Genomic DNA, 12,532 nt, shown 5'->3' with positions numbered 1-12,532 from the left:
AAGGATCCGTTTTATGTTACGTTCCCTTCAACAACTATATAAAGACCAACTACTTATAACGGACGAACCGATGAATTTTGAACAATACAATTGGTTCTGTTACAACGATCAATATATCGGCATATTAAAAGCAAGCATCGCCCCAAGAGAATTGCAATTATTACATACGTTTATGGAGCCTGTTAGTGAAAAGCCATTTCATTTATCTGAATTAGAAAAATGGTGGCATTCCTTCTTATATAATCGTAATGAAATGGATGTGGAATTAATGGAACAAGAGCTATTATTTAGTGAAAATGACATGTTTCGTTTTATCCAATTCCGTTTTTCAAAACCATTTCAGCTAAAGAAAAATTGGAAGGAAGCGATGGGTGCTTTTTTCGAACCAAGTATTGAAATAATTTGGACAAGTCATCAATCAGGAGTCATTATTGAGAGAGATACGTCTACAGAAGAAGATGTTGATTTTATAAATATAATTGAAACAACAGCGAGTGATTTTTACGAAAACTTAAGGCTATTCGTAGGTAGTTTTCATCCATTTTCTGAAAAAACGACTCAGTTTTTTCAACTAGAAGAAACATGCTTCCAAATCGCGTTGACTTATAACAAAAAACAGTCTATCTATTCATTAGAAGAAACGATGCCTTACTTATTAATAGATCAATTAGATGACAACATTTTACAACTAATGAGAGATTCTTTTCTCCACTCCTTTCCGATGGAAGAGGATGATTTATTGCAAAACGTTAAAGTTTTTATCGAAAATAATTTAAACGTTTCTTTAACTGCCAAAAAACTATACTTGCATCGAAATAGTGTTCAATATAGAATCGATAAATTTATTGAAAAAACAGGACTTGATATAAAAAACTTTCAAGGTGCGTTTTTAGCTTACCTTGCAATACTATTAATAGAAGCGGACCGAAATGGTGGGTAACTTGCACAAAGCAGTTACCCATTTTTTGTGCAAGTTGTACATTGTTGTATCCGGTTACATTTAGTAGACTTTATTTAGAAAGAAAACGATTTCAATTACGAGGGGGCTATTAAAATGGCTGAAATTAAATTAGAAAATATTTATAAAATATATGAGGGAGACGTTACAGCAGTTTCCGATTTCAACTTACACATTCAAGATAAAGAGTTTATCGTATTCGTAGGTCCATCTGGGTGTGGTAAATCTACAACACTTCGTATGATTGCTGGTCTTGAAGAAATTTCAAAAGGAGAATTCTTCATCGATGGAAAGCTAATGAATGAAGTGGCTCCAAAAGACCGTGATATCGCGATGGTATTCCAAAACTATGCGCTTTATCCACATATGAGTGTTTATGATAATATGGCATTCGGATTAAAGCTTCGTAAATTTCCAAAAGAAGAAATTGATCGTCGCGTAAAAGAGGCAGCAGCTATTCTTGGATTAGAAACATATTTAGACCGTAAGCCGAAAGCTCTATCCGGCGGACAGCGTCAACGTGTTGCGCTAGGTCGTGCAATTGTTCGTGATGCAAAAGTTTTCTTAATGGATGAGCCTTTATCTAACTTAGACGCGAAACTACGTGTTCAAATGCGTGCAGAAATTTCTAAACTTCACCAACGTTTAAAAACAACTACTATTTACGTAACACATGACCAAACAGAAGCAATGACAATGGCTACTCGTCTTGTTGTAATGAAAGATGGTCTTATTCAACAAGTTGGTTCTCCGAAAGAAGTTTACGAAAACCCTGAAAACGTCTTTGTTGGTGGATTTATCGGTTCACCGGCTATGAACTTCTTTACGGCTAAATTAGCTGATGGTACAGCTACGATTGGATCACAATCTATTACTGTTCCAGAAGGAAAAATGAAAATGCTTCGTGATCAAGGTTACGTTGGAAAAGAGATCATTCTTGGTATTCGTCCAGAAGATATTCATGACGAGCCTGTATTTATAGACGCTTCTCCTGGAACAAAAATTACTGCAGAAATCGAAGTGGCAGAACTACTTGGAGCAGAATCAATGCTTTATTCACAAATTGAAGGTCAAGAATTTGTTGCACGTGTTGACTCTCGTACAGATATTAAACCTCAACAAAAAATTGAACTTGCACTAGATATGAACAAAGCACACTTCTTCGATGTAGAATCTGAACTACGTATTCGTTCTAAAGCGTAATATACTTGAATCATAAGACTGTTCTTTGCATACGTAAAGAACAGTCTTTTCCTTATTCATTAATAGTAATAACTATATCTGTCATACAAGCTGGACATTGCATTAAATGAAGACAATCTCCATTTTCAAAAGAATGATTAAAGCCATCCTCTAATTTCATTAAATCTATTTCCATGTAAGCACTATAGTCATCAAAATAATCACTAAGTTTGCCTGTGTCTTCCATCATTGTTCCACATTTATTACATGGATAGGATATAGTTTGAAAGCCATTGCATAATGGACAAATTGCCATGTTACCCCTCCAATATAGGTAAGTACCTATCGTTACTATATATTCTTATTTTCCTCGTCCTTTTTACGTTTATCCATGTAAGTATTTATTTTTTTCCTTACTGCATCCTTAGTCTATTTACATTTAAATAAATTCCACTAATTTCCTTATATTTTTTTGAATAAGAAGATTACAAAACTCTAATAATACAATTAACATCAAGCAAACAACAACTTTCACAAACAACTTATTACATTGGACCAAGCCGAGAAGGCAGCACAACTTAGTGCAAATGCTGGTGCGATTCCAGCTGGTCCAACCATATTAAAAAATTACGAGGAGATGAATCAAACATGGCAAATCAATCATCTAGAAGTAATTCGTCAAATCAATTAGTAGCACCTGGAGCTCAAGCAGCAATCGATCAAATGAAGTATGAGATCGCTTCTGAGTTTGGTGTAAATCTTGGAGCAGACACTACATCACGTGCTAACGGTTCTGTAGGTGGAGAAATTACAAAACGTTTAGTACAAATGGCTGAGCAACAATTAGGTGGCGGCAGCTTCTAATAAAAATTTAATACTAATGGCTATGAAGAGGCACCTTTTAAAAGGTGCCTCTTTCCCTTTTACTTTTCATTACTAAGAGATTTAGTTAAGGCTACATTAGTTTCCTTTTTAACTGATCATTTTATGTGGCATTAGCAAAAAGCAAAAAAAGGCCTAGCGCACCAAATGCGATTTTCACATTACGGAGTGCTAGGCACTTTTTATTCGTCGTTCAAATTCTCTTCTTCCTCATCACATGGAACATTTTCGTCCGATATTTCTACTAAAACTTTTCTGATTCGTCTTCCTTCTACTTCATGTATAGTTAGTGTTATATGCTCGAAGGTAAATTGTTCACCAATTGTTGGAATTCGATCAAAGTTTTCGAATAGCCAACCACCTAATGTATGGCTTGACTGGTTCATTTTGTCATAGTCCATACCCATTTCTTCATAGAAATCTTCTAAAGGAATGTCTGCATTAAATTCATATTTACAGTTATTTATTTTTATAAAATCACGTACCTTCTCATCATGCTCGTCCCATATTTCCCCAACCAATTCTTCAAGAATATCTTCAAGTGTGACTAAGCCAGCAGTTCCTCCAAACTCATCAACAACAATTGCCATATGCACTTTATTTTTTTGTAACTGAGGTAATAGTGTCGCAATTTTCATCGTTTCCACTACAAAAACAGGAGTTCTTAATAGCTCTTGTATTTTTACATGTTCGGTTTGAATGAGATTACTTAAAAACTCTCTTTCTGAAAGTATCCCGATAATATTATCAATATGGTCCTCATAAACAGGAATCCTTGAATATCTTTCTTCTAAAAAGACATCTCTAATTTCCTCTAACGGTTGATTCACTTCAACAGCAACGATATCTATTCGAGGTTTCAAAATTTCTCCTACTGTTATATCATCAAACTCTAACGACCGATACACTAACTCTTTTTCGTTGTAATTTAGAACGCCTTCTTCTTGACTAATATCTACCATTACTTTAATTTCTTCTTCTGTAACGGATGGAGTATCATTATTTCCCCCTTTAAACAACTTACTTACAAAACGTCTTAAATAAACAAACATTATCGTAATCGGTGCGAATAACTTCATTAGGAAAAGTAAAATTCCTGATATTTTTAGGGAATATGGTTCTGCGTACTCTTTAGCTAATGACTTTGGTAATATTTCTCCAAAAATTAAAATGAGCACTGTCATCACAAGGGTTGAAATTAAAATACCTGCCCCTGCCCCAAATAAATCTGTTGCGACCTTTGTCGAAATGGAAGTAGCAGCAATATTAACGAGATTATTTCCAATTAATATCGTTGATAATGAACGGTCAAAGTTGTCAACAATGTAAAGTGCTTTTTTACTCCCTTTTCGGCCAGATTCTTCATAATTCCGTAATCGTATTTTATTGACACTAGAAAAAGCTGTTTCTGCTGATGAAAAAAATGCAGATAACATTATTAATAGAACTAACGTTAGTATCAATCCCGTAGATAATTCTTCCAAAGGAGTTCCCCTCCATTTTGGTTTAATATTCTCCTTTTATGCTTTCCAAAAGAAAGGTTCCCTATGAAAAGAGTTTAACCAAATGAAAACAGGGCGCAATAATTAATCACGCCCTGTCTCCTTATCCTGCTAAATGATTTTTCCCTTTTTGTAATTCGTACATTTGATAATAAATTCCTTTTCGAGCCATTAGCTCTTCATGATTACCTCGTTCCACAATTGCTCCTCGATCTAACACTAAAATTTGGTCTGCATTTTTAATAGTCGAAAGTCGGTGGGCAATAATGAATGTTGTTCTGCCTTTTTTCAATACTTCTAGAGCTTGTTGAATAACGGCTTCTGTTTCTGTATCAATGCTTGCAGTCGCTTCATCTAGAATAAGAATAGCTGGGTTAAATGCAAGTGCCCGGGCGAAGGAAATTAATTGACGTTGACCAGAAGATAATGTGCTACCTTTTTCTAAAACAGGTTCGTCTAATCCTTTCGGTAACTTAGAGATAAACTCCATCGCTCCGACATCTTGTAATGCTTTTTCCACTTTTTCTCTCGTAATTGTCGGATCCTCTAAACTTACATTCGATTCAATTGTGCCTGAGAAAAGAAATGGATCTTGAAGCACGATCCCCATATGCTGTCTTACTGCTTGCTTTGGTAACGAAGCAATATCAATACCGTCAATTTTTATCGTTCCTTCTTGTATATCATAAAAGCGGAACAATAAGTTCATTATGGAACTTTTCCCACTTCCTGTATGTCCTACAAGCGCTACTGTTTCTCCTTTATTAGCAGTGAAATCAATATCCTTTAAAACATATTCGTTCTCTTTATAACCGAATGACACATGCTCGAACGATACATTTCCGTCGTAACGAGGATATTTTTCATCGGAAACGTCAACACCGACTTCATCCATCAATTCAAATACTCGAACCGCGGACACACGCGCTGTTTCTAAGTTTGCTAATTGATTTGCCATCCCTGAAATGGGTCCGAACATTCTTCCTAAATAATCAACAAATGCATATAGAACCCCTAGTGATAACACTGTTCCAATTTGAAGCGAAGCACCGCCAAAGTACCAAATCAGTGCAACGAAAGCGATATTTCTTAACACTCCAACTAAATTATGAGAGGTTAATGAATTTAAGCTTAATAACTTATTTTGAAACGTAAAATATTGTTCATTTAAGTTTTCAAACTCCTCTTTCGTCCGCTTTTGACGACGAAACGCTTGAATAATTCGCATCCCTGAAATAGATTCATTAATATATCCATTAATATCGCTAAGGAGCGAACGAATTTTATGATTATATACAGAGGCAATTTTTCGATATACGTAAAACCAAATCACTAAAATCGGCAGTAATAATAACGTAATCGCAGCTAGATTTACATCGAGTAAAAATAGGGCAATGTAAATACCGGTAATATAAATAATACTCGAGAAGAAAGTTGCCAGCACTGTTACATATAATTCTTTTATCGTTTCGGTATCATTTGTAATGCGAGAAACAACTTTTCCTGCTGGTAGGTGATCAAAGTAGGAAATTGGCAATTTTTGAATTTGCCCAAACACATCCTCACGCATTTTTTGAATAATTCGGTTCGCTGATGATTGTAAATAATAGCTTTGCCCGTATTGAAAAAATGCCGAGACGACAAGTAACCCAAAATAGAGTAAAACTAAATAAATGATATATTTTACTTCTGGATTGTAAAATGATAATAATTCGTCACTAGAAAGATGTGTCGCCTCATACTCTACTCGCTCATCTCCTCTAGCGATCACTACTTTCCCATCCTCTACTGACCTTTCTCCTTCTAACGTAACGGATTGTGGAATGAAATAAAACTCTCTACCAATTTGAAGAATTTTACTCCGGTTATCTGGCATACTTTCTGTAGCCCTGTCTTCTCTCAAAAAGTATTGGCCGTTGTATTCAACACTATCCGTTGTTTTTTCCTCTACTAATACCCATTCTTTTTCGATTCCCATTATGTGCTGATCGATAATTCTTTTGGCAATAAAAGGACCTGTTAATTCTGTTGCAACCGCAACGGATAACATGAGAAGCGCTATAATAATAATTTTCTTTTGCGTTAGTGCATATTGAAATAAACGCTTTCCAGCTTTTATTTTTTTCATGATACCACCTCACTTCCTTCAGACACTTGCTGGCGCTCGTATTGCTCTTTATACCAGCCACCATGTGCCATCAGCTGGTCATGTAAACCAGCTTCTACAACTTTACCGTCATCTAGCACGACAATCCAATCAGCATGTTGTACTGCTGATAGGCGATGTGTTGTAATAATCGTCGTTTTTTCGTTTCGTTCTTTTCTAATATTTTCAATAATTTTTGCTTCTGTTTTTGCATCTACTGCTGATAGGGAATCATCTAAAATTAATATTTCAGGGTCGGCAATTAACGCCCGAGCAATCGAAATACGTTGTTTTTGTCCACCTGATAACGAAACACCTTTTTCTCCGACAAGTGTTTGTAATCCATCTGGTAACATTTCTAAATCTTTTTCAAAAGCAGAAAGTTGTATCGCTTTTTGTAAATCAACTTCAGTTGCAGTTTCTTTACCGAATAAAATATTTTCTTGAACTGTTCTTGAAAATAAAATATGATCTTGCGGTACATAGCCAATCCAGCCCTGAATAGTATGCAATGATATTTTTTCAAGTGGTGTACCGGCAATAAATATTTTACCCTCACCGAGTTTGTATTCTCTCAACAATTGCTTCACTAACGTCGATTTACCACTACCTGTTTTCCCAACGACACCTAACGTTTCTCCTTTTCTTAAATGAAACGAAACACCATTTAAACTCGGATTAGTTCCAGACGGATATTGAAAAGTTACGTTTTCGAATTCAATCTCAGTTGGAGCAATTTCCGTTATCGGTTGCTCGGCATCATAAACGTCCGATTTATAAGCTAGAGTTTCATTCACTCGATTTAATGAAGCATTTCCTCGCTGCATAACGTTAATTAATTCTCCAATAGCAAACATTGGCCAAATCATCATTCCTAAATAGACGTTAAAAGCAACTAGCTGACCGATTGTAATTTGTTGATGGAAAACTAAATATGCCCCGTATCCAAGTCCGATTAAATAGCTGGCACCTACTAACAGTTTTATCGTCGGGTCAAATAACGAATCAATCACTGCTACTTTCAAATTTTTCTTAAACACATCGTCCGTCATATTGTGAAAACGGCTTTGGTCCGCACGCTCTTGCACGTAAGCACGAATTACACGCACTCCTGCGATCGACTCTAGCACTTTATCGTTCATTTCACCGAATGAATCTTGTGCTTCAGTGAACCGTTTGTGAATTTTTTTCCCGTAAATATTCATCGCTAGTGCCATTATCGGCAATGGGATAATTGCTGCAAGTGTGAGCTTCCAGCTAATTAAAAAGCCCATTGTACAAAGGATAATTAACATATACACACTCGAATCAACTAATGTTAATACACCAAAACCAGCTGTTATAGAGATTGCGCGCAAGTCATTTGTTGAGCGTGCCATTAAATCACCAGTTTTATTCTTTTCATAGAAGGTTGGTGTCATTTTCAACAAATGTCCCATTAAACTTCTTCTTAATAACCTCTCGACTAAAAAGGAACCCCCGAATAATTTATAGCTCCACATATACGTAATCCCATAAATAACAAGTGCTAGTAAAAATAAAAAGCCTACATACTGAATTAATTTTTCAGAAGTTAAAGTGCCAACATGAATTTCATCGATCGCATGCCCAATCATTCTTGGCGGGATTACTTCTAAAATCCCGACGACAATTAGTAAACATATCGCTATTGTATATCGCTTCCAATATTGTTTAAAAAACCAACTAAGTTTTGTAAGTACTGATAACATACTATCTTACCCCCTTGATCGAACAGTCGACCATTTTGTATTCGCTACCCTGAATCTGCCGTTCCTTCATACATAAGTCTAATAACAAATAAATTTTGCATAATGCTCTCCTCCTAAATTTGTTTTAAATATATCCAAAAAGCTCGAAAGGCTTTGTTGGTAAAAAAAGGATGTAGATGAAGACAAAAAAAGACACACCGAACGAAAGTCGGTATGCCGATATTAAAACATATAAAAAGCACACGTCACGTTCTGTTAGCGTGACCTGTGCTAAAATAGGTAATTTGAAATGATGATAGTACTCCCTTGTGTTTACAACGGAGAGCTAGATGAGGACAGGTCACGAATTTTATTAAGTTTGTCATTCATTACGTTTAATACAATAGATTTTTTCATGTTCGTGTACCTCCCTTTCTCCATTTTTTAATTAGTAGTAAATTCCACTTTTCCACAATAACACCGTGGACAAGTTATTGTCAATTACTAATTTTAAAAATATTTTAAATTATATATTGCCCAAATACTCTTTCCTTGTTAAAATCGTAAAAAGCTCAAGGGGGAATTTTCCATGTTTTATCCACATTTACGTGAAGGGGCTACTATTGGAGTCACAGCACCATCTTCTGGTGTGCAAGAAGTTTTACATTCTTTGTTGGATCAGGCACAAAAAAGACTAGAATCAGAAGGATTTACTGTGAGGTTCGGAAAAACAGTAAAAACCCAACATAAAGCAAAGTCTGCACCAGCTAAGGTGAGAGCAGATGAATTAAATGCCATGTTGCAAGACGATGGAATCGATACGATCATCCCACCATGGGGCGGGCAATTGTTGATTGAAATACTGCCGTATGTTGATTTCGTAAAAATGAAGCGAAAATGGATACTCGGATATTCCGATACAAGTGTTTTGTTATTAGCAACGACATTAAAAACAGGGATTGCAACGGCACACGGCACTAACTTAGTAGATTTACGAGGAGAATATTCCGACGAAACAACCGCCATGTGGAAACAAGTGCTACAAACAAAAGCTGGAGAAGCAGTAATTCAACATTCATCAGAGCTTTTCCAAAAACAGTGGCAACACGGCAACCCTACTCCTCACATTTTTCATTTAACCGAAAAAACGGAATGGAAAACAGTGAACGGTAAAGATGTAACCGTGAAAGGTAGAATACTTGGTGGGTGTGTAGATGTTATTCGCCACTTAATTGGTACACCTTTTGGCGATGTGAAAGCATTTCAAGAACAATTCACAAACGGCGAACCGATTCTTTGGTACTTCGAAAACTGTGAGCTTTCGACAACAGACTTAAGAAGGTCGATAGTTCAAATGAAATTAGCAGGTTGGTTTAATAATTGTTCAGGAGTTTTATTCGGAAGAAGTCCAGCAAATGAACCAGTGGACGGGTATACGGTTGAGGATGTATATGAAGAGATAGCTTCTGAACTGGAAGTACCGGTTGTGTATGACATAGATTGCGGGCATGTTCCTCCTCAAGTAACGTTAATTAATGGAGCGATGGCGGAAGTAGAAGTTAAAGAAGGAAAAGGAACGATTATACAAAAGTTTATATAATATAATTTATCAACATCGGGATTTTATTTATCAAAGAGTTCTAAAGGGTGGAGTGTATTAGCTAAGTATTTTTATACCGTGGAGAAAGCCGAAATAACTTACGATGTCGTAGCTTAAATAACAACTAGTTAGAAAAACATTTAGCAGACTAAATGGTGCTGTCCTAAAAGTCCAGTTGAGACTGACTTTTAGGACTTTTAAGTTTGTTATCCTAATAAGGGTTTAAAATTTTTATTAGCAGTTAGTATAAATCTCTATTAATTAACGAATGAACGCCATTTCCCTATTAGAAAGAGCATCCTTTAACCATCGGGGATGCATTTTCAATAAATCTTGCGGTAAATTATCTGGACTGAAAAATTTTATTTCAAGTGATTCATCAGAATTACGTCTAAGTTCTCCGCCTGTAATTTCAGCAAGAAAACAAGTTGTTATAAAATGTACTACTTTACCATTTGGATATGCAAACACCTGTGAATTAGGCTCAGAGTACACACCAATAAGTTTTTTTATTTTTATATCTAAGTTAGTTTCCTCTTTTACTTCTCTAATAGCTGCTTCAGAAACTGTTTCTCCAATTTCTATATGTCCTGAAGGAATACCCCATAGCTTTACATCAGCTCTTTTCTGTAACAAAACTTGTTTTTCCCCATTCAAAATAATAACTGCTACACCTGCTTTTAATTCATCAATTCTTTTCATTTAATAAACCTCCCTTAAAATAATAAAAAAGGTCCGAGGGGATAAGGATTTCAACGCAAAAGCAAATACGCTGAACCTTTCCCCTCGGACCTTTTATGTCAATAGGTGCCTTTTACGTTATGGTAAAAGATGTAGCCCTCGGTCACAGACCTACTAGATAGCGGAACCCTAGCTACAATTTTCAAGTTCATATTTATTTTACAACTATTACTTAGAAGATGAAAGAAGCTTTTCGTTCATACAATAACTTTCACAAAAAAATAGCACCCTAATTCACACAAATTTAATCATAGTCAAGATGTTCATTCGGTGTTATTTGTATGCTAAAAGATATGTATACTATTACGATTCACTAAAAAAGCGGATCAGCAACCACGTTTTTTCATTACTATATTTTCTCATTTGACCACTTGTTCTCTAACAACCTTTTTTCTCTTCTAATTGTTGCTTCCTTCAGTAACTGGATTTCTTTTTCCGTTTCAGGGATTACGCCTGGAACTGGGACTGGTTTACCTTCGCTATCAATTGCAACCATTGTTAAAAGGGATGTTGTTGTAAGTTTTGTTTCACCTGTTTCAAACTGATGACACTCCACTTTTACATACACTTCCATTGACGTTCTTCCAGTAGATATAACAACTGCTTCTAACGTTAATATATCTCCTACTTTTGCTGAAGATAAAAAATTCACTGTATCAATCGAAGCTGTCACGACCACCTTGTTACTATGTTTCATCGCTGCTATAGCGGCTATTTCATCAATATACGATAAAACAACTCCTCCAAAAATTGTTCCTAAATGATTCGTATCTGGGGGTAAAACTAGTTTCGTTTGTACAGTTCTAGATACATTTGTTGATATTTTTCCCATCATTCTCCCACTCTCTTTTGTTTTTAGCTTCTACAAGAAAGTGGTTGGAAAATAAAAAATCCATCACTCTAATATGAGGATGGATTAATAGGCAAAGAAAATAAAACTAGACAAATAGAGCTCTATTTTCTAATAATTGCGCACCATTATCCAACCTTCCTAACTCCCGAAGAAGACGATCGTTCATCATAATGGCAGGTCTCCTGACTCGTGCTTCTTCCTACTTTAAGTCCTTCCCGTCGAATGACAGTGGCTATACTTATTTCGTCGGCACCTACAGTTGCGGGTACAGTTCTGGATTTGGACCAGATTCCCTATTAAGTCTAAACTGACACCATTATTATTGGTATGTTTTATTGAATTGAAATACTTATTACTATTAGTAGTTTATTACAAATTTACTATTCTGCCAACTTGTTCACCATGCAATGTTTGCCATTCTTCTCTAAGTACTCCGAGTTTTACAGAATCATAGTACTGATCGTTTACAATACGAGCTTTTCTAATTCTAGCTTCTTCTATCATTCCAAGTTTTTTCCCAACACTCACCATCCGATGGTTTCCTGACCATGAAGTATATCCTAATCTAACTAGTGTAGGAAATTGTTTAAACAGATGAGTGACCCATAACTTAATGGCCTCCGTTCCATATCCACCATTCCAATAGTCAGGGAGATAGATGATAATACCTACCTCCATCCATCGGGAAGGTTCGTGCTCCCAATAGTAAACAACGGTGCCAATAATTTTCCCATCTACTTCTATAATCATTTCGGAATCATAACCCGATTCTAACTGACCTATCATCCGATTATAAAAGTCTTCATATTCCACTCGGACTAGTGGAAAGTATGGTGCATCCCACTTTTTAAACTCTGGGTTCTCTTCTACATATCTTAACTTCCAAAGAGTTTGTATATCTTCTTTTTGTACCGACCTAAGAATAATTTTTTCTCCAACTATTTTTAACATAGATTCAC

General features: G+C 35.7%; 11 protein-coding genes and 1 riboswitch. Of the genes, 4 read left to right on the top strand and 7 right to left on the bottom strand.

The window, feature by feature from the left end:
• Window positions 1-13: 13 nt before the first annotated feature.
• Together O1A01_RS05605 and O1A01_RS05600 are read left to right on the top strand one after the other, a co-directional pair.
• Window positions 14-940 (top strand): PucR family transcriptional regulator, encoded by a 927-nt coding sequence (locus tag O1A01_RS05605; protein WP_066417146.1) that lies wholly within the window; start codon window positions 14-16, stop codon window positions 938-940.
• A 114-nt stretch (window positions 941-1,054) separates the two neighbouring features.
• Entirely contained in the window at window positions 1,055-2,161 is a 1,107-nt protein-coding gene (locus O1A01_RS05600; protein ID WP_066417148.1) for an ABC transporter ATP-binding protein, read from the top strand.
• A gap of 52 nt (window positions 2,162-2,213) precedes the next feature.
• On the opposite strand, the gene O1A01_RS05595 is transcribed toward O1A01_RS05600, so the two are convergent.
• On the bottom strand, window positions 2,214-2,456 hold the full coding sequence (locus tag O1A01_RS05595) for a hypothetical protein (RefSeq protein WP_066417150.1): 243 nt from the start codon (window positions 2,454-2,456) through the stop codon (window positions 2,214-2,216).
• A 332-nt stretch (window positions 2,457-2,788) separates the two neighbouring features.
• Here O1A01_RS05595 and O1A01_RS05590 point away from each other — a divergent pair, with 332 nt between their 5' ends.
• Complete coding sequence (locus O1A01_RS05590) at window positions 2,789-3,004, top strand: alpha/beta-type small acid-soluble spore protein (RefSeq protein ID WP_066417152.1); 216 nt, start codon at window positions 2,789-2,791, stop codon at window positions 3,002-3,004.
• Between the two features lie 200 nt (window positions 3,005-3,204).
• Here O1A01_RS05590 and O1A01_RS05585 read toward each other — a convergent pair whose 3' ends face one another.
• The 3 genes from O1A01_RS05585 to O1A01_RS05575 all read right to left on the bottom strand — a co-directional run bounded on the left by O1A01_RS05585 (window position 3,205) and on the right by O1A01_RS05575 (window position 8,400).
• Complete coding sequence (locus O1A01_RS05585) at window positions 3,205-4,506, bottom strand: hemolysin family protein (protein ID WP_066417155.1); 1,302 nt, start codon at window positions 4,504-4,506, stop codon at window positions 3,205-3,207.
• Between the two features lie 121 nt (window positions 4,507-4,627).
• Window positions 4,628-6,643, bottom strand: a complete 2,016-nt coding sequence (locus tag O1A01_RS05580; protein WP_094366270.1) for an ABC transporter ATP-binding protein — start codon at window positions 6,641-6,643, stop codon at window positions 4,628-4,630.
• A 5-nt stretch (window positions 6,644-6,648) separates the two neighbouring features.
• On the bottom strand, window positions 6,649-8,400 hold the full coding sequence (locus tag O1A01_RS05575) for an ABC transporter ATP-binding protein (RefSeq protein WP_270065767.1): 1,752 nt from the start codon (window positions 8,398-8,400) through the stop codon (window positions 6,649-6,651).
• 568 nt (window positions 8,401-8,968) lie between these two features.
• On the opposite strand from O1A01_RS05575, the gene O1A01_RS05570 reads away from it, so the two are divergent.
• Complete coding sequence (locus tag O1A01_RS05570; protein WP_066417162.1) at window positions 8,969-9,979, top strand: S66 family peptidase; 1,011 nt, start codon at window positions 8,969-8,971, stop codon at window positions 9,977-9,979.
• A gap of 261 nt (window positions 9,980-10,240) precedes the next feature.
• Here the strand turns inward: O1A01_RS05570 and O1A01_RS05565 are convergent, their stop codons facing one another.
• The 3 genes from O1A01_RS05565 to O1A01_RS05555 all read right to left on the bottom strand — a co-directional run bounded on the left by O1A01_RS05565 (window position 10,241) and on the right by O1A01_RS05555 (window position 12,524).
• The gene (locus tag O1A01_RS05565; RefSeq protein ID WP_066417164.1) at window positions 10,241-10,681 is read right to left on the bottom strand and encodes an NUDIX domain-containing protein; all 441 of its coding nucleotides are present in this window, start codon (window positions 10,679-10,681) and stop codon (window positions 10,241-10,243) included.
• A 388-nt stretch (window positions 10,682-11,069) separates the two neighbouring features.
• Window positions 11,070-11,555 carry an acyl-CoA thioesterase gene (locus tag O1A01_RS05560; RefSeq protein ID WP_066417167.1) on the bottom strand — a complete coding sequence of 162 codons (486 nt, stop codon included), beginning with the start codon at window positions 11,553-11,555 and terminating at the stop codon, window positions 11,070-11,072.
• Window positions 11,556-11,728: 173 nt separating this feature from the next.
• Window positions 11,729-11,906, bottom strand: a riboswitch (cobalamin riboswitch).
• A 36-nt stretch (window positions 11,907-11,942) separates the two neighbouring features.
• Complete coding sequence (locus tag O1A01_RS05555; protein WP_270065766.1) at window positions 11,943-12,524, bottom strand: GNAT family N-acetyltransferase; 582 nt, start codon at window positions 12,522-12,524, stop codon at window positions 11,943-11,945.
• Window positions 12,525-12,532 lie beyond the last annotated feature (8 nt).

It is taken from the genome of Sutcliffiella sp. NC1 (assembly GCF_027594365.1).
In the GTDB taxonomy this organism is placed as follows: domain Bacteria; phylum Bacillota; class Bacilli; order Bacillales; family Bacillaceae_I; genus Sutcliffiella; species Sutcliffiella cohnii.
Note: the sequence above shows the minus strand (reverse complement) of the source record. Positions and strands in the feature narration are given on the sequence as shown.

Excerpts from the sequence above, each read along its gene's own strand:
- O1A01_RS05560 (WP_066417167.1), bottom strand. The coding sequence starts at position 11,555 with ATGATGGGAAAAATATCAACAAATGTATCTAGAACTGTACAAACGAAA.
- O1A01_RS05575 (WP_270065767.1), bottom strand. The coding sequence starts at position 8,400 with ATGTTATCAGTACTTACAAAACTTAGTTGGTTTTTTAAACAATATTGG.
- O1A01_RS05555 (WP_270065766.1), bottom strand. The coding sequence starts at position 12,524 with ATGTTAAAAATAGTTGGAGAAAAAATTATTCTTAGGTCGGTACAAAAA.
- O1A01_RS05595 (WP_066417150.1), bottom strand. The coding sequence starts at position 2,456 with ATGGCAATTTGTCCATTATGCAATGGCTTTCAAACTATATCCTATCCA.
- O1A01_RS05590 (WP_066417152.1), top strand. The coding sequence starts at position 2,789 with ATGGCAAATCAATCATCTAGAAGTAATTCGTCAAATCAATTAGTAGCA.
- O1A01_RS05565 (WP_066417164.1), bottom strand. The coding sequence starts at position 10,681 with ATGAAAAGAATTGATGAATTAAAAGCAGGTGTAGCAGTTATTATTTTG.
- O1A01_RS05600 (WP_066417148.1), top strand. The coding sequence starts at position 1,055 with ATGGCTGAAATTAAATTAGAAAATATTTATAAAATATATGAGGGAGAC.
- O1A01_RS05605 (WP_066417146.1), top strand. The coding sequence starts at position 14 with ATGTTACGTTCCCTTCAACAACTATATAAAGACCAACTACTTATAACG.
- O1A01_RS05570 (WP_066417162.1), top strand. The coding sequence starts at position 8,969 with ATGTTTTATCCACATTTACGTGAAGGGGCTACTATTGGAGTCACAGCA.